Source organism: Pseudomonas asuensis (assembly GCF_014646755.1).
GTDB classification, from domain to species: Bacteria; Pseudomonadota; Gammaproteobacteria; order Pseudomonadales; family Pseudomonadaceae; genus Chryseomonas; species Chryseomonas asuensis.
The window spans coordinates 405079-421461 of record NZ_BMNW01000001.1 but is presented as its reverse complement, the minus strand read 5'-3'; the positions used below and the strand labels follow the sequence as shown (position 1 = coordinate 421461).

Genomic DNA, 16383 nt, shown 5'->3' with positions numbered 1-16383 from the left:
AAAATCAGAGGTTTCGGAGCGCGCCTAGGACAGAGGTGTACTGCGAAAGTTCCCAAAAGAGCAAAATAACTGGATAAATGGCTAGTTGCCATCGCTTCGATTGGTTATATTTTGCTCAGGGGTGCGGCGAAGAATCGCACTTCACTTCTGATGAGGAGTCAAGACGTGGATATGAACCGTCGGCAATTCTTCAAGGTCGCGGGTATCGGCCTTGCAGGATCTAGCCTGGCGGCACTAGGCATGGCACCAACGCCAGCTTTTGCCGAACAGGTGCGCCATTTCAAACTGGCGCGCACCATCGAAACGCGTAACACCTGCCCTTATTGCTCTGTAGGTTGTGGCTTGGTTATGTACAGCCATGGCGATAAGGCCAAAAACGTTGCGCAAAACATCATTCATATCGAAGGCGATGCGGATCATCCGGTGAACCGCGGTACGCTGTGTCCGAAAGGCGCCGGTCTGCTGGACTTCATCCACAGTCCGAATCGACTGAAATACCCTGAAGTGCGTGAAGCAGGCTCCAATGAGTGGAAGCGCATTTCCTGGGAAGAGGCGATGGAGCGCATCGTCAAACTGGTCAAGGAAGAGCGTGACGCCAACTTTATCTCCAAGAATGACCAGGGCCAAACGGTTAACCGTTGGACGTCCGTTGGCTTCCTGGCGGCGTCTGCTGCTTCTAACGAAGCCGGTTATCTGACTCAGAAAGTCGTTCGTAACCTTGGTCTAGTCGGTTTCGATAACCAAGCTCGCGTTTGACACGGCCCGACGGTGGCAAGTCTTGCCCCGACATATGGCCGTGGCGCCATGACGAATACCTGGACAGATATTCGTAATGCCAACCTGATTCTGGTGATGGGCGGAAACGCCGCTGAAGCGCACCCGTGCGGTTTCAAGTGGGTGACCGAAGCGAAGGCCCATAACAAGGCACGCCTGATCGTAGTCGATCCGCGTTATACCCGTACGGCTTCCGTATCGGATTACTACGCGCCGATTCGTACCGGCTCGGACATTGCGTTCCTGGGCGGTTTGATCAATTACCTGATCACAAACGACAAGATTCAGCACGAATACGTTCGTAACTACACTGACGTCTCCTTTATCGTGAACGAAGGTTTCACGTTCGAAGACGGCCTGTTCAGTGGTTACAACGCTGAGAAGCGCACCTATAGCGACAAGTCCACCTGGAGCTATGAAAAGGGCGCGGACGGTTTTGCCAAGGTCGATCCGACTCTAGAGCACCCGCGTTGCGTCTTCCAGCTGATGAAGAAGCACTACAGCCGTTACACACCGGACGTTGCCAGCAATATCTGCGGTATGCCGCAGGACCGTATGCTAAAGATCTGGGCGGAAATCGCTGAGACCTCGCAGCCTGGCAAGACCATGACCATTCTGTACGCCCTGGGTTGGACGCAGCACTCTGTGGGTGCGCAGATCATCCGTACGGCGGCGATGGTCCAGCTGCTGCTGGGTAACGTTGGGCTGCCGGGTGGCGGCGTGAACGCACTGCGCGGTCACTCCAATATTCAGGGCCTGACCGATCTGGGTCTGCTGTCGAACCTTCTGCCGGGTTACATGACCCTTGGCAATGATGGTGAGCAGGACTTCAATGCCTATATCACCAAGCGTGCCCTAAAGCCGCTTCGTCCTGGCCAGATGTCCTATTGGCAGAACTACGGCAAGTTCCATGTCAGCCTGATGAAGGCTTGGTATGGCGATGCGGCGACGGCTGAAAACAACTGGTGCTACGACTATCTGCCCAAGCTGGATGTACCGGGCGCCGGTTATGACGTGATGAAGATGTTCGACATGATGTCTCGTGGCGAAGTCCGTGGCTATTTCTGCCAAGGCTTCAACCCGATCGCATCGTTGCCAGACAAGAATCGCGTAGTAGCTGCGCTTGCCAAGTTGAAGTGGCTGGTCATCATGGATCCGCTGGCAACCGAAACCTCCGAGTTCTGGCGTAATGCCGGCGAGTACAACAACGTTGATACTGCCAGCATCAAGACCGCGGTGTTCCGTCTGCCAACGACGTGCTTCGCTGAAGAAGATGGCTCCCTGGTCAACAGTAGCCGTTGGTTGCAGTGGCACTGGAAAGGCGCTGAAGCACCCGGTGAGGCGCGTACTGACGTGACCATCATGTCGGAAATCTTCCTCAAGCTGCGCGAGATGTATCGCTCGGAAGGTGGTGCCTACCCGGATCCGATCCTGAACCTGAACTGGCCGTACAAGATTCCACATGAGCCGTCTCCTGAGGAGCTGGCCAAGGAGTTCAACGGGTATGCCGTCAAGGACGTGACCGATGCCACTGGCGCTGTGGTTGCCAAGGCTGGTCAGCAGCTGTCTGGCTTTGCACAGCTCAAGGATGATGGTACGACCGCGTCGGGCTGCTGGATCTTCTGTGGTAGCTGGACCGAGCAAGGCAACCAGATGGCACGCCGTGACAACAGCGATCCCTATGGTGTCGGACAGAGTCTGGGTTGGGCGTGGGCCTGGCCGATGAACCGCCGGATTCTGTACAACCGTGCCTCGGCTGACCCAAGTGGCAAGCCATGGGGACCGGACAAGAAGCTGGTCTGGTGGAACGGTAAAAACTGGGGTGGTGCAGACGTTCCGGACTTCAAGCCGGACAGCGCACCGGAAGCCGGTATGAATCCGTTCATCATGAACCCGGAAGGTGTAGCGCGCTTCTTCGCTGTCGACAAGATGGCCGAAGGTCCGTTCCCTGAGCACTATGAACCCTTCGAGACGCCGATCGGGGTTAACCCGATGCATCCGAAGAACAACAAGGTGATCAGTAACCCGGCCGCCCGTGTGCTGCCTTCCGTATGGGAATCGTTCGGCAAGGCCGACAAGTTCCCATATGCGGCGACCACGTACCGTTTGACGGAGCACTTCCACTTCTGGACCAAGCATTGCCGTTTGAATGCGATCGCCCAGCCTGAGCAGTTCGTCGAGATCGGCGAAGTTTTGGCGAAGGAGAAGGGTATTGCGGCAGGCGACAAGGTTCGGGTGAGCTCCAAGCGTGGCTACATCGTAGCCGTTGCGGTGGTGACCAAGCGGATCAAACCTTTGGAAGTGAACGGCCAGACCGTGCACCAGATTGGTATTCCGCTGCACTGGGGCTTCTCGGGTCTGACGCGCCATGGCTACCTGACCAACACACTGGTTCCGTTCGTCGGCGATGGCAACTCGCAAACGCCCGAATCGAAATCGTTCCTCGTCAACGTGGAGAAGGCATAAATGGCACTTCAACAAATCATTGCCCAATCCGCGACGACGACTACGCCTTCCTCTATCCGCCAGGTAGATGAGGTCGCCAAGCTGATCGACGTTTCCAAGTGCATTGGCTGCAAGGCCTGCCAGGTGGCGTGTTCAGAGTGGAACGAGCTGCGTGACGAAGTGGGGCATAACCATGGTACGTACGACAACCCGGCCGATCTGACCTCCGATACCTGGACGCTCATGCGCTTTACCGAGCATGAGAACCAGGTAGGTGATCTGGAGTGGCTGATTCGTAAGGACGGCTGTATGCATTGCGCCGAGCCGGGCTGCCTCAAGGCGTGCCCGAGCCCGGGAGCGATCGTCCAGCATGCCAACGGTATCGTTGACTTCAACCAGGACCATTGCATTGGCTGCGGCTACTGCATTACCGGTTGTCCGTTCAACATTCCACGGATCTCGCAGAAGGATCACAAGGCGTACAAGTGCACCCTGTGTTCCGACCGTGTATCGGTAGGGCTTGAGCCGGCCTGTGTGAAGACCTGTCCGACGGGTGCCATTACGTTCGGCACCAAGGAAGACATGAAGCACCATGCCGAGGAGCGCATCGTCGATCTGAAGAGCCGTGGTTACGAGAACGCTGGTCTGTACGACCCGGCGGGTGTAGGCGGTACGCACGTCATGTACGTGTTGCACCACGCCGACCAGCCTGCGTTGTACAACAACCTGCCTAACGATCCGGCCATCAGTCCGATGGTAAGCCTGTGGAAAGGCATCACCAAGCCCTTGTCGCTGCTTGCCATGGGCGCTGCGGTGGTGGCGGGCTTCTTCCACTACGTACGCATCGGACCAAACCGTGCGGACGAAGAGGATGAGGCTCATCACGATGCTGCCGCCGAGCAGGTGGAGAAAAAGTCCCAGGACACGTCGGTGAAGACGTTCGATCCGACCAAACGCTGAGATAACGTCTCCCTCGCAGGCGGGGGAGACGCTCCAGGAGCCTTCAAATGAAAAAAGAGATCGTTCGTTATGGTGCCAGTGAGCGCACCAATCACTGGGCGGTGGCTATACTGTTCTTCATGGCAGGCCTGTCGGGGCTGGCGCTGTTCCATCCAGCGCTGTTCTGGCTGACCAACCTGTTCGGCGGCGGGCCGTGGACACGGATTCTTCACCCCTTTATGGGCGTGGCGATGTTTCTGTTCTTCATGGGACTCGTGATCCGCTTCTGGCACCACAATATCCTGGAAAAGCGGGATATGCAGTGGGTCAAGCAGATCGGTGACGTGCTGAACAACCGTGAGGACAAATTGCCTGAGATCGGTAAGTACAATCCGGGACAGAAGGTGTTGTTCTGGGTACTGCTAACTTCCATGCTGGTACTGATGCTTAGCGGGATCGTGATCTGGCGTGAGTACTTCAGCCATTTCTTCCCGATTGGCGGCATCCGTCTGGCGGCACTGGCCCATGCGGCCGCAGCGTTCCTGCTGATCCTGTCGATCATCGTGCATATCTATGCCGGTATCTGGATCAAGGGTTCGATTGGTGCCATGCTGCACGGTAAGGTCAGCCTCCTGTGGGCCAAGAAGCATCACTCGCTCTGGTACAAGGACATCACGCGAGACAAGAAGTAAAAGCCCTTTCATGGCCTGCCTCGACAGGCCATGAACAGGCGTCAAACGTGTAGCCATGCCCTGGCATGGTTGTCGCCGCCATGGACCTGGAGGTCTGTGGCGGCTCTCATCACAGAAGAGGTTTCCTGCGTGTCAGGTCAGATTCTCGAACCGGGGCAGATCGAAGCCTCAGCCGTAACGCCTCCCTTTATTAACCTGCCACCGAAAAATGCTTTCAGCTACCGTGCCGAGCGTTTGGAAAAGCTGGCGGACGGTAACCCGCTACGTGATTACCTGCTGCTTGTCAGTGGTATCTGCCGTGCTCAGCAGCAGGTTTTCGACAACTTGGAAAATCTTCCGCTGGAGGCTAAGCGCATTGAGCAAAGCCAGCATCACGGCCTGCCTCCGCTGAGCTGCGATACGCTGGTCCGCGAAGAGGCTTGGCTAGCTGTTCTGGACGCCCTACTGAAGGCGTATCAGGTGCCTGAAGGCAATACTGCCGTACAAGAAGCGCTTGAGCAGATTCGCACAGCGGACGCCGGACAGCGTAAGGTATGGGCCATTGCACTGGTTAGCGGGCAGTACGACCAGGTTCCAGCGGCACTGGTGCCTTTCCTGGGTGCAGCGCTACAGGTTGCCTGGACAAATTGGCTGTTTCAGATCGAGACGGACAAGTTTCGTGAATCCAAAAGCCAGACTCATTGTCCAGCCTGTGGCTCGCTTCCGGTAGCCGGTGTGATTCGCCACCGCGGCAAGCTCAATGGTCTTCGCTACCTGAGCTGCTCGCTGTGCTCCTGTGAGTGGCACTACGTACGGGTAAAATGTACTCAGTGCGAAAACAGCAAGGAGCTGGGTTATTTCTCGTTAGAGAACGATGCGGTTCTTGCCGATAAGGCGCCACTACGGGCGGAAGCCTGTCCCAGCTGCGAAACCTACCTCAAGCTCCTGTATCTGGAGCACGACACAGAGGCAGAAGCGGTGTCGACCGACCTGGCCAGCCTGGCGCTGGATATGCGGCTTGATCAGGAAGGCTACCACCGTCAGGCCCCTAATCTGCTGCTGGCTCCCGGCGGCTGATACCTGATAAACAGAGCCTGTTTCGCTTACAGCGGCGGGCTCTGCCAGCCTTTCTTTTATAGGGCCGAAGTGCTGGTCTTGTTACGTACGCATGCGCGATGCTGCATCCGGTTGTAAACTCCAGGCTCATGTTTTTGTTATGAGGCCTGCATGACCGCCGTCCGTCTGCCTTCTGTTGATCGTCTGTTACGTCATCCTGCTGCTGTACCGCTTATTGATCGCTATGGCCGTGAAGCATTGCTCAAGGCTTTTCGCGAGTTGCTCGATGAGCTGCGTGAGTCTTTTCGACAGGGACAAATCAGTGAGGCAGAAATCGAGGAGGCCATTCTGGCTGGACGAGCCGGAGAGCGTCTGGCTGCGAGAAACCAGCGCCAGGTCCGGCGTGTGTTCAACCTGACCGGAACTGTGTTGCATACCAACCTGGGGCGTGCGTTGCTGCCCGAAGAGGCAATCGAGGCAATGGCGCTTGCTGCACGCTATCCCCTCAATCTCGAATTTGATCTTGCCACGGGCAAGCGGGGTGACCGCGATGATCTGATTGCTGGTCTGATCCGTGAGTTGACTGGCGCTGAAGCGGTTACGGTAGTCAATAACAATGCAGCCGCCGTATTGCTTGCGCTCAACAGCCTGGGCGCTCGCAAGGAGGGAATCATCTCACGTGGCGAGCTGATCGAGATTGGCGGAGCCTTTCGTATTCCTGACATCATGGCACGTGCCAACGTCAAGCTGGTCGAGGTAGGCACAACCAACCGCACTCATGCCAAGGATTATGAGGCTGCTATTACCGAGCGTACCGGTCTGCTCATGCGCGTACATACCAGCAATTATACGGTTCAAGGGTTTACCAGCAGTGTGGCGACTCCCGAGCTATCTACCATCGCCCGTGCTCATGACGTGCCCTTGCTGGAAGACTTGGGTAGCGGCTCGCTTGTAGACCTGACGCGCTGGGGATTGCCCAAGGAACCAACGGTTCAGGAAGCGCTGCGCGACGGGGCTGATATCGTGACCTTTAGCGGAGACAAGCTGCTCGGTGGCCCACAATGCGGAATCATTGTCGGACATAAAGACTTGATTGCCCGTATCAAAAAGAACCCGCTCAAACGAGCTTTACGTGTCGATAAAATTACATTGGCTGCGCTTGAGGCCGTCCTGGCGCTTTATCGAGACCCGAATCGTCTCGGTGAACGGTTGACCAGTCTCAGACTGCTCTCCCGTGCTCAAGCAGATATCCAGGCTCAGGTGCAGCGCGTTATGGGCGCTCTGTCCCGTACGCTGGGCGAGCGTTGGCAGGTATCGAATGAGTCTACGCTAGGCATGATCGGCAGTGGTACGCAGCCTGTTGCCCGTTTACCCAGCGCAGCGTTATGCATGCGGCCGAACAGCTCCAAGCGTTTGCGAGGTCGTGCATTGCGCCTTTTGGAAGAAGCCCTGCGACAGCTACCTGTCCCGGTGATAGGCCGCATCGATGACGATGCGCTCTGGTTAGATCTGCGTCAGCTTGATGATGAGGCTGGCTTTCTGGAGCAGTTAGGAGTGCTTTCAGTAGAAGGGTGGGACGTATGATCGTCGGAACGGCAGGCCATATCGATCATGGCAAGACTTCCCTGATCCGCGCTCTGACAGGTGTAGAGGGTGATCGCCGCCGTGAAGAAAAGGAACGAGGCATTACCATTGACCTTGGGTATGTGTATGCCGACCTGGGCAATGGCGAGCTGACCGGCTTTATTGATGTCCCGGGGCACGAGCGGTTTGTCCACAACATGCTGGCCGGTGCCAGTGGGATCGATCTTGTGCTGTTGGTAGTAGCAGCTGATGACGGGGTGATGCCGCAGACGCGTGAGCATCTGGCCATTGTCGAGTTGCTGGGCATAAAGCGCGCCTTGGTCGCCATGACCAAGACGGATCGCGTTGATGCCGAGCGTATCGAGCTGGTACAGGAGGAAATCGATGCGTTGCTAGCGGGTGGACCACTTGCAGGCGCTCCGGTGTTTCCTGTCTCAAGCCAGACGGGAATGGGCATTGAGGCGCTACGTGCTGCGTTGCTGAATCAGGCTGAGCAGGCTCTGACCCGCAGTGATCAGGGGTATTTCAGACTGGCAGTTGACCGTGTCTTTAGTGTTTCAGGCGCGGGCGTGGTAGTGACAGGAACCGCCTTTGATGGCCGTGTGGCGGTTGGGGACGAGTTGCTGTTGGGCGCGCTGGGGCGCCGCGTACGCGTGCGAGGATTGCATGCCCAGAATCAGGAGGCCCAGGCTGCCCATGCCGGGCAGCGTGTGGCCGTAAACCTGGCGGGTGACCGGCTCAATGTCGAGCAGATCCGGCGAGGCGACTGGCTGCTTGATGAAGCGCTTCACGCACCCTCTACACGCGTCGATATCGATCTGCACCTGCTTGGTAGCGAGGCTAAGGCGCTGGCGCATTGGACTCCCGTACATGTGCATCTGGGTGCCCAGAATCTGACCGGGCGGATAGCGCTTTTGGAAGATGAGGGCGTCTTGGCACCCGGCGGCCGTACCTTGGCGCAGCTGGTACTCAACTCACCGTTACAGGCTGCCCATGGGGATCATTTGGTTCTGCGGGACCAGTCTGCGCAGCGCACCATTGGCGGTGGGCGTGTATTGGACCCGTTCGGGCCTGCCCGTAATCGACGTACCCCGGCGCGCCTGGCGCAACTTGAGGCGTTACGTCAGGGTACGTTCGAGGAGGCCTTGCCGGAATTGCTCAAACGGGCCGACAACGGTGTAATGCCTGCGGTGCTGGAGCGTCAGTTCAATCGGCCAAGGGCGCGTTGGCAGCTGCCGGTGCAGGTCATGGAGGTTTCCACCCGGCAAGGTATTCGTCTATTCGATACGGCTCGCTGGCAGCAGTTGCAAGCGGTTTTGCTTGAGCGGCTTGAAGCCTTCCATGCCGAACAGCCTGATGAGTTGGGGCCGGATCGTGATCGGCTGCGGCGCTTTGCCTTGCCGCAACTGGAGCGACCTGTGTTTATCGCGCTGCTGGAAAGCCTTATGGCGTCCAGTCAGATTGAATCCAGTGGACCGTGGCTGCACCTTCCAGGCCATCGGGTTCGCTTGACCGAGGCGGAAGAGGCCCTTAAAGGAAAGCTCTGGCCCCTCCTTGAGACAGGCCGTTTTGATCCTCCCTGGGTGCGCGATCTGGCGCGTGAAGCCGGAGAGGATGAAGCCTCGGTACGTCACTTGTTACGTAAGCTGGCCCGGCTGGGTCAGCTGCAGCAAATCGTCAAAGATTTGTTTTATCCTGAGGTTACGATAAACCATTTGGTACAATTGACGTTGCGTCTTGAGCGCGAAGAGGGGATCATTCGCGCAGCAGCGTTTAGGGATGGTCTCGGGATCGGACGTAAACGCACAATCCAGATACTCGAATTCTTCGATCGGATCGGCCTGACTCGCCGAATTGGCGATGAACGCAAGATCCGTCCAGACAGTGCGCTGGTCACTGAGGTCGAGCATTCGAGTTAATTGATGGAAGGCAATCGTGCCCGGTGGCGCGGCCGGGCTTCAAACCCGGTTGGGGACGGCAGCCGTTCCCGGGTGAGTTCGACTCTCACTGCCTTCCGCCATTTCTTTCAGCCTGAACGTACGTACAGGCGGCTTTCCTTTTCTGAATCTTATCTATACTGAGTATTACAAGGCAGCGCGTGACGCCCTTTGTTCTGCTGGCGCCAAGTTGCCCGTATGTGCAGTGGAGGTGACGTATGAAGATGAGAGCCAGCTCGGCCTTTCTTTTTCTGATCTTGTTAGCGGTCTTGGGTGGGCTTGGCCTATACCTGCCTTCAGCCCCGCCTGTTGAGGCCGTGACGTCTGTTTCAACAGACTGCGCCTATGGATACGAGCCCTACGGATGCACGGCACCTATGCAGGTGGGTGGCGATTTCGCTGTGCTTGCTCGCATGTAATGAGCGCTTATGGCTTCAGAGGCGTTTGCGTAGATGTATCAATACTGTCCGTTGCCCGAATGGATTGCAGCGCTCCTCTATGGAAACTGGCAGATACCCTAGGCGCGTATAGAGCAGCAAGCCAGGTGTGTTGGTACTGAAACAGGCCGCATGCTCGGCTTGCAACGGAAGAAGTTTGCATAGGCAGCCAGTCGATTCTCCAGCAATACAACCGTGCTGCCTTTACGGCTGGCATACGCCTCGGCTAATTGCTCGGCAGTTAGCGGCCATGAAGCGCTCGGATAACTATAAAACAGCTCCTCGGGACTTTGCAGAAATTGGCAAATCTCCTGCAAATCATCATACGTGGCCGGGCGGTGCGTCAGTGCCGTACTCATTAGCGGGGCGGATACTGCGCCAGAATCTTGCTAATTGCCGTATTAATAGCCGTCGTACGTTGTGCAGGTGTATCAGCGGTTTGATCAGAGGAAAGCTCGGTGCTGCCACGCCATACCAGTTTTCCGTCACGCCTATCGAGCAGGTCGATTTGCAGGGTAGTCACCTGGTAGGTAAACGTTTGGGTTTGGGTATAGCCACCGCTGCCCCAGGGACCCCAGTAGCCCCAGGGACTGCCCCAGTAAGGGTCGGTACGCATCGTTTGGCCATGGCGCTCGTCAGTGATCAGATAAGCGCGAACCTGCAGATCCGCCGGTCCGTTAACTGTGGCAGGACGTAGGCCGCGCTGGTCCAACTGGCCGCTCACGGCATCCTTGATACGCTGGTCGGTCAGGTCGCTTTTCAGACGAGGGTCTTCAGGTTTATAGGAGACGGCGGGCTGAGCCCACGTCCAGTTCCGATAGGCGGCATAATCGCGGCCAGGATCGTAGTCTCGGTTAACGGTATTGGTTTCGCACGCCGTCAGGGCAAGCGTAAACGCGATAACAAGCAAACGACGGATCATGGTCACTCTCCGACTAAACGATAATGACTATAAGACCGGACCCTGCACGCTTTATCTTCAGTGTGGAGGATACTGCTCAAGTGCGCGACGAGCGGCTTCGCGGATCGATTGGGCACGGGCGCTTTGGCTATTGCCACCCCGTTCCTCGGCGCTGCCGCTCCATATTCGCTTACGGCTTTGCGCGTCGACCAATTCAATGCCCAGCACCTCAACTAGATAATACCGAGGGCGGGTCTGGCTGTAGCCGGTCCCGCCGTATGTGCCCCAGCGGTCATAGCCGTAAGGATGGCCACCGTAACCGACACCGCCCCCGTAATAATCGGTGTCGTAGACGACGCGCTGCTCTTGCCGAATGGTTGCGCTTACGTAGACATCAGGCCGGGTGCCGGCAGGCGCTGGACGCAGGCCGCGCTGGTCAAGCTGCGCGCTGATAGCGTCCTGAAGGGTACTGCTATCCATCGGCTGGGATGAGTTGCCAGCTATGCGGACGCCCTCGGTTGCCCATGCCCAACTACGATAGCGACTGTAGTCGAGCGGCGCCGCCGGATAGCTGCTTGGGTCTATGCGGTCTGGAGCAGCAAGCGTCGGTGCAGCCAGTTCAGGCAGCGCGCTGGCGGTATAGGGATTCTGGCTCTGACAGGCAGTCAGCCCCAAGGTGATAACGACGCAAGCAAACAGGCGACGCATAGGTCACTCCTCTAGAACGCGAGGTTGGCAAATCCAGTGCAGATAACGGCCAAGCCCTGCAAAGGTAGGATGCCGTCGATGGGCTAACTCCATTTCGATCAGATCGGCTTCGTTGACCTTACCCTGAAAATCAACTGGCATGTAGTCATGGAAAACACGAACACCACTGCGGCTCATGATCTGCCAGCTGCTGCTCATTGCACTTTCCAGCTCACGGGGATCAAGTGGTTGTTGAGGTGTCAGACCTTTGCCTTCACCGGCATAGTCCTGTCGTTTGAGCTTTTTGAAATGGCCTTTTAGAAGGTTTCGGTAAATGAGCGCATCCCGGTTGTAGAAAGCCAGCGAGAGGTAGCCATCCGGGGCCGTAAGACGTAAGAGCGCTGGCAGAATAGTATGCGGCTGGGCCAGCCACTCCAACACAGCATGACAGAGCACCAAGTCAAAGCGGCTATCGACAAGCCCGGGTAATTCCTGCCAGGGTGCCTCGATAAACGTGGCCTCAAGGCCTGATTCATCGAAGCGATGGCGAGCACCTTGCAGCATGGGCGGTGAGGGCTCAGCCAGCGTAATGGTGTGGCCCTGCTCCGCCAGCCAGAGTGCCATGTGCCCCAGCCCCGCGCCGATATCCAGTACCCGCAAGGGGCGATCAGGCAAGGTCTCTTTTAAATCGGCCTGGAGCACGGCCAGCCGGATGGCGCCCTTGGCATTGCCGTAGATTTTCTCTGCAAAGCGGATGGCGCGGTCATCGAAAAAAGTATCGGTCATGGGAGGAAGCGCCGTTCATTATCGGCCAGTTTGGCGCGGACAACTGTTTCCATATCGAGCCCGAGTTCTGTACAAAGTTGAAGGAGATAAAGCATAACGTCTGCGATTTCCTGGCCAGCATGTTCGAGTTGCTCGGCCGGTAGATGATGAGATTCTTCCTCAGTCTTCCACTGAAAGATTTCAGTCAGTTCTGCCATTTCAACGCTGGCGGCCATGACCAGATTCTTGGGGCTGTGATAGCGGCGCCACTGATTAGCATCGCGAATGGCATGCAGGCGGGCGGTCAGTTCGGAAAGGTCCATGCAAGGCTCCATATGGCCGCATGGCTTGAACAGAAAGCAATGCGGCGCTCGATAAGCGCCGCATTTTTCCATGGACTGACACGAAAGCGTAGCGGCTTAACGTGTCATCAGCAGCCAGGGCGTGCCAATACCCAACCATGTAGCCAGGAACAGGAAGCCAAAGATTGCACCCAGACGCCACCACATGGGGCCCGGCAGGTAACCACTGCCGTAATAAACCGGGCTAGGGCCGGTTCCATAAGGTGTAATGATGCCCATAATCCCGATGGTGGGTAAAAGCAGCAGTACGAAGGTATGCATATCGATACCTGGAATGCTCGCCGCCGCCGCTACCATGACAGGCAGCAATGCGGTGGTATGGGCTGTGGCGCTGGCAAAGAAGTAGTGCAGCAGGTAGAAGACTACTGTGAGCAGGACCATCGCTACGGTGGGGTCGAAATGGCCAAGATAGTTGGCCATCAACATACCGAACCATTTTACGAAGCCGACCATGTTCAAGCCGTCTGCCAGGGCAACCAGCGTGGCGAACCAGGCAAAGGTGTTCCAGGCAGCTTTATTACTGAGGATATCGTTCCAGGTCACGATGCCGATAATCAGCATGAGACTGATCACGAGCATGCCAACCAGTGCGGGTGAAATGACGGCAGTCCCAAAGATCCACATGGCCAGGGCCAAGACAACCAGGACCAGCAGGATGACTTCATTGCGCGTCAGGCTACCCATCTTGGACAGCTCTTCTGCTGCCCATTTTGGTACGACATCGCCGGACTTCAACTCCGGTGGACATAGCCAATAGCTCAGAAGCGGCAACAAGGCGAGCAGCAAAATGCCAACTGGCGCGGTGGCCATGAACCACTCACCCCAGGTGATGCGAATGCCTGTAGAGCTTTCTACCAACGCGACAGCGAGCAGGTTTGGCGCAATGCCTGTTAGAAACAGCGTACTCGTCACGCAGGCCGATGCGATCGCTACCCACATCAGGTAGGTGCCTATACGGTGCATGCTTGGGTCGTTTGGGTGCGAGTCATACAACGGCGGCAGGTTACGCAGGATAGGGTAGAGCGTACCGGCGCTGCGTGCCGTATTGGAGGGCGTGAAAGGCGCCAGTACGGTGTCGGCCAGCATGATGGCGTAACCCAGTGTCAGGGTTCGCTTGCCCATGGTTTTCACCAGCCACAAGGCTATCCGGCGGCCCAGTCCGGTCTTGTCATAGCCTAGGGCAAACATGAAGGCACCAAAGATCAGCCATACCGTTGAATTGGTAAAGCCGGAAACCGCCCAGGTAAAGGCTTTGTCGGCTACCTTGAAGTCGGGCTGCGCCAGTTGTTCGGGCGAGAACAGGGCCCAGGGTGCCAGCACCGCAGCCACCACCACACCAATCAGGCCTATGACAGCGCCCGGTAAGGGTTCAAAGATCAGACCGATCACACAGCCCAAGAAAATTGCGAAGAAATGCCATGCGTGCGGTGCCAGTCCCTCGGGAACGGGCAAGGCTGCAATGACGATCGCCACAATCAGTGGCGCCATCAGCTTGGCCAGCGATTTCATTTTAACTCCCATGCTTTAAAGAGTTTGCGATCTTAACGCCAAAGTGAGACGGCTCAATCGTTTAGTTCAACCAAGGGCTAATTGACTTGATTGTTTTTATTGATTAGCAGTTCAGTAAGACCAAGACAAACGGCGGCCATCCGACAACAGGGTGGCCATTAGCGATGGGAGTTAGTAAACGCCAGACTGAAAAGTCTGGCGCTGTCCTGGATCAAAGAAAGTTTTCAGCGTAGTGGCAGGCAACCTGACGGTTGTCTACGTCACGGAGGACGGGAACCTCCGTCTTGCAGCGCTCGGTTGCATACGGGCAGCGGCGATGGAACACACAGCCAGGTGGCGGATCCAGCGGGTTAGGCAGCTCGCCCTGAACCTTGATGCGTGGCTTGCTGGTATCGGGTTGAAGGCTCGGTGTTGCCGAGAGCAGCATCTGCGTATAGGGATGCAGAGGCTTTTCAAACAGCGCGTCACGCGGGCCTTTTTCTGCGGTACAGCCTAGATACATCACCATTACATCATCGGCGATATGACGCACCACCGACAGGTTGTGGGAGATGAAGACGTATGCCGTCTGAAATTCCTGCTGCAGGTCCATGAACAGGTTGAGTACCTGTGCCTGGATGGAAACGTCCAAGGCTGACGTTGGCTCGTCCGCTACCAGTACCTTGGGATTGAGCATCATCGCACGGGCCACGGCAATCCGCTGGCGTTGGCCACCAGAGAACATGTGCGGATAGCGCTGGTAGTGCTCTGGACGCAGGCCTACCTGTTGCATCATGGCCTGAACCCTGTCGCGACGCTCACTGCGGGACAGATTGGTATTGATAACCAGCGGTTCTGCCAGTTGGTCACCAATCTTTTGCCGTGGGTTGAGTGAGGCATAAGGGTTCTGGAACACCATCTGCACGTCACGGCGCAATTGTTTGCGTACCGCTGCACTGGCGCCACTGACCTCATGGCCACCAATGCTGAGCGAGCCGGAAGACGGTTCTTCAATCAGTGTCAGGGCTCGTGCCAGTGTGGACTTGCCACAGCCGGATTCGCCTACGACAGCCAGTGTTTTGCCAGGCACAAGATCGAACGAAACACCATTCAAGGCGCGTACAGTCGCCTGGCCCTTAAACATGCCGCGTGATACATGGTAGTGACGTGTCAGCGCACGGGCGGTGAGTACGCTGTCCGCAGGTTTGGCGGCGTTGGTATTCAAATCAGGCGCGGCCATGGGCTTCTCCAGGTAGATGACTAGGACGCTGGGACTCCGGCAACACTTCCGGCCACTGCTCAGGGTTCAGGTTGCGAGGGAAGAAGCAGCGGACCGAGCCGCTGATACCATTATGGGTATAGGGCTCAAGGGCGGGGCGCTCCAGGCAGCGTGGCTGCGCGTAAGGGCAGCGTGGTGAAAGCAGGCAGCCCTTGGGGCGGTCGTACCGGCCAGGCACGATGCCCGGCAGCGTGGAGAGTCGCTCTCCGAGGCTATGCTCGGGAATAGCGGCCAGTAACGCTTCCGTATAAGGGTGCTTGGGCGCCTGGAAGATATCCGGCACGACGCCGGTTTCCACTGCTTGCCCGGCATACATCACGCAGACCCGTTGGGCTGTTTCAGCTACGACTGCAAGGTCGTGGGTAATCAGGATCAATGCCATGCCTTCGTCACGCTGAAGGTTGAGCAAAAGATCCATGATCTGCGCCTGGATAGTAACGTCCAGCGCCGTCGTTGGTTCATCGGCAATCAGCAGCTTGGGTTCTGCCGCAATGGCCATGGCAATGGCTACACGCTGGCTCATGCCGCCAGAGAGCTGATGGGGATAGGCAGAAAGGCGGCTGGCGGCACCTGGGATTTCCACCCGTTCAAGCAACTGGAGTGCTCGTTGCCGGGCTTCGCGGCCTCTCAGGCCAAGGTGCTGGTGAATCACTTCCTCAATCTGGTAGCCCACGGTGTAACTAGGGTTCAGGGCGGTCATCGGGTCTTGAAAGACCATCGACAAGTCCTTGCCGATCAGCTGGCGCCGGGCACGACCTTTGAGCTTTAGCAGGTCCTGACCAGCAAAGTTCAGGCGATTAGCCGTAACCTCACCAGGGGCCTCGATTAAGCCCATTACGGACATCATGGTCACGGACTTGCCGGAGCCGGACTCGCCGACAATGGCCAGGACTTCGCCCTGGTCAATTGTCAGGTCAAGGCCTTCCACGACCGGGATGGCATCTTTACCGCCGAAGCGGACATTCAGATTCTGGATTTCCAGGAGGCTCATGGCTGCTCCTTGATCAATAAATAGGCGTCGAGGGGCAGTGTGCGGCTCGCTCGAAACAAACGGACAA

At 57.1% G+C, this 16383-nt stretch carries 15 protein-coding genes and 1 tRNA gene; 8 read left to right on the top strand and 8 right to left on the bottom strand.

The window, feature by feature from the left end:
• Positions 1-165 precede the first annotated feature (165 nt).
• The 8 genes from fdnG (at position 166) to IEX86_RS01960 (ending at position 9825) form a co-directional block, all read left to right on the top strand.
• Positions 166-3240 (top strand): formate dehydrogenase-N subunit alpha, encoded by a 3075-nt coding sequence (gene fdnG / locus IEX86_RS01995; RefSeq protein WP_188864387.1) that lies wholly within the window; start codon positions 166-168, stop codon positions 3238-3240.
• Positions 3241-4179 (top strand): formate dehydrogenase subunit beta, encoded by a 939-nt coding sequence (fdxH, locus tag IEX86_RS01990; RefSeq protein WP_188864386.1) that lies wholly within the window; start codon positions 3241-3243, stop codon positions 4177-4179. It abuts the gene before it with no gap.
• A 47-nt stretch (positions 4180-4226) separates the two neighbouring features.
• Positions 4227-4850, top strand: a complete 624-nt coding sequence (locus IEX86_RS01985; RefSeq protein ID WP_188864385.1) for a formate dehydrogenase subunit gamma — start codon at positions 4227-4229, stop codon at positions 4848-4850.
• Between the two features lie 129 nt (positions 4851-4979).
• A complete protein-coding gene (gene fdhE / locus IEX86_RS01980; RefSeq protein ID WP_188864765.1) occupies positions 4980-5906 on the top strand; it encodes a formate dehydrogenase accessory protein FdhE in 927 nt (308 codons plus the stop codon).
• A 150-nt stretch (positions 5907-6056) separates the two neighbouring features.
• Positions 6057-7469 carry an L-seryl-tRNA(Sec) selenium transferase gene (gene selA, locus IEX86_RS01975; RefSeq protein ID WP_188864384.1) on the top strand — a complete coding sequence of 471 codons (1413 nt, stop codon included), beginning with the start codon at positions 6057-6059 and terminating at the stop codon, positions 7467-7469.
• Positions 7466-9388 (top strand): selenocysteine-specific translation elongation factor, encoded by a 1923-nt coding sequence (gene selB, locus IEX86_RS01970; protein ID WP_188864383.1) that lies wholly within the window; start codon positions 7466-7468, stop codon positions 9386-9388. The genes selA and selB overlap by 4 nt, the downstream gene beginning before the upstream one ends.
• A 5-nt stretch (positions 9389-9393) precedes the next feature.
• Positions 9394-9489: transfer RNA gene (locus IEX86_RS01965), tRNA-Sec, on the top strand.
• Positions 9490-9624: 135 nt separating this feature from the next.
• Positions 9625-9825, top strand: a complete 201-nt coding sequence (locus IEX86_RS01960) for a hypothetical protein (RefSeq protein WP_188864382.1) — start codon at positions 9625-9627, stop codon at positions 9823-9825.
• A gap of 98 nt (positions 9826-9923) precedes the next feature.
• On the opposite strand, the gene IEX86_RS24925 is transcribed toward IEX86_RS01960, so the two are convergent.
• From IEX86_RS24925 to IEX86_RS01920, 8 genes are all read right to left on the bottom strand, one after another.
• Entirely contained in the window at positions 9924-10202 is a 279-nt protein-coding gene (locus IEX86_RS24925; RefSeq protein WP_373290377.1) for a GNAT family protein, read from the bottom strand.
• Positions 10202-10765: a DUF4136 domain-containing protein gene (locus IEX86_RS01950; protein ID WP_188864381.1), complete on the bottom strand. Its 564-nt coding sequence runs from the start codon at positions 10763-10765 to the stop codon at positions 10202-10204. Before IEX86_RS01950 ends, IEX86_RS24925 begins: the two co-directional genes overlap by 1 nt.
• A gap of 57 nt (positions 10766-10822) precedes the next feature.
• A complete protein-coding gene (locus tag IEX86_RS01945; protein ID WP_188864380.1) occupies positions 10823-11452 on the bottom strand; it encodes a DUF4136 domain-containing protein in 630 nt (209 codons plus the stop codon).
• A gap of 3 nt (positions 11453-11455) precedes the next feature.
• Positions 11456-12217, bottom strand: a complete 762-nt coding sequence (locus IEX86_RS01940; protein WP_188864379.1) for a methyltransferase domain-containing protein — start codon at positions 12215-12217, stop codon at positions 11456-11458.
• Complete coding sequence (locus tag IEX86_RS01935) at positions 12214-12519, bottom strand: nucleotide pyrophosphohydrolase (RefSeq protein ID WP_188864378.1); 306 nt, start codon at positions 12517-12519, stop codon at positions 12214-12216. Before IEX86_RS01935 ends, IEX86_RS01940 begins: the two co-directional genes overlap by 4 nt.
• A gap of 96 nt (positions 12520-12615) precedes the next feature.
• The gene (locus tag IEX86_RS01930) at positions 12616-14067 is read right to left on the bottom strand and encodes an anion permease (protein ID WP_188864377.1); all 1452 of its coding nucleotides are present in this window, start codon (positions 14065-14067) and stop codon (positions 12616-12618) included.
• A gap of 211 nt (positions 14068-14278) precedes the next feature.
• Positions 14279-15286 (bottom strand): peptide ABC transporter ATP-binding protein, encoded by a 1008-nt coding sequence (locus IEX86_RS01925; RefSeq protein ID WP_188864376.1) that lies wholly within the window; start codon positions 15284-15286, stop codon positions 14279-14281.
• A complete protein-coding gene (locus tag IEX86_RS01920; protein ID WP_188864375.1) occupies positions 15273-16316 on the bottom strand; it encodes an ABC transporter ATP-binding protein in 1044 nt (347 codons plus the stop codon). The genes IEX86_RS01925 and IEX86_RS01920 overlap by 14 nt, the downstream gene beginning before the upstream one ends.
• Positions 16317-16383: the final 67 nt, after the last annotated feature.

Excerpts from the sequence above, each read along its gene's own strand:
- fdxH (WP_188864386.1), top strand. The coding sequence starts at position 3,241 with ATGGCACTTCAACAAATCATTGCCCAATCCGCGACGACGACTACGCCT.
- IEX86_RS01985 (WP_188864385.1), top strand. The coding sequence starts at position 4,227 with ATGAAAAAAGAGATCGTTCGTTATGGTGCCAGTGAGCGCACCAATCAC.
- selA (WP_188864384.1), top strand. The coding sequence starts at position 6,057 with ATGACCGCCGTCCGTCTGCCTTCTGTTGATCGTCTGTTACGTCATCCT.
- selB (WP_188864383.1), top strand. The coding sequence starts at position 7,466 with ATGATCGTCGGAACGGCAGGCCATATCGATCATGGCAAGACTTCCCTG.
- IEX86_RS01960 (WP_188864382.1), top strand. The coding sequence starts at position 9,625 with ATGAAGATGAGAGCCAGCTCGGCCTTTCTTTTTCTGATCTTGTTAGCG.
- IEX86_RS24925 (WP_373290377.1), bottom strand. The coding sequence starts at position 10,202 with ATGAGTACGGCACTGACGCACCGCCCGGCCACGTATGATGATTTGCAG.
- IEX86_RS01950 (WP_188864381.1), bottom strand. The coding sequence starts at position 10,765 with ATGATCCGTCGTTTGCTTGTTATCGCGTTTACGCTTGCCCTGACGGCG.
- IEX86_RS01945 (WP_188864380.1), bottom strand. The coding sequence starts at position 11,452 with ATGCGTCGCCTGTTTGCTTGCGTCGTTATCACCTTGGGGCTGACTGCC.
- IEX86_RS01940 (WP_188864379.1), bottom strand. The coding sequence starts at position 12,217 with ATGACCGATACTTTTTTCGATGACCGCGCCATCCGCTTTGCAGAGAAA.
- IEX86_RS01935 (WP_188864378.1), bottom strand. The coding sequence starts at position 12,519 with ATGGACCTTTCCGAACTGACCGCCCGCCTGCATGCCATTCGCGATGCT.
- IEX86_RS01930 (WP_188864377.1), bottom strand. The coding sequence starts at position 14,067 with ATGAAATCGCTGGCCAAGCTGATGGCGCCACTGATTGTGGCGATCGTC.
- IEX86_RS01925 (WP_188864376.1), bottom strand. The coding sequence starts at position 15,286 with ATGGCCGCGCCTGATTTGAATACCAACGCCGCCAAACCTGCGGACAGC.
- IEX86_RS01920 (WP_188864375.1), bottom strand. The coding sequence starts at position 16,316 with ATGAGCCTCCTGGAAATCCAGAATCTGAATGTCCGCTTCGGCGGTAAA.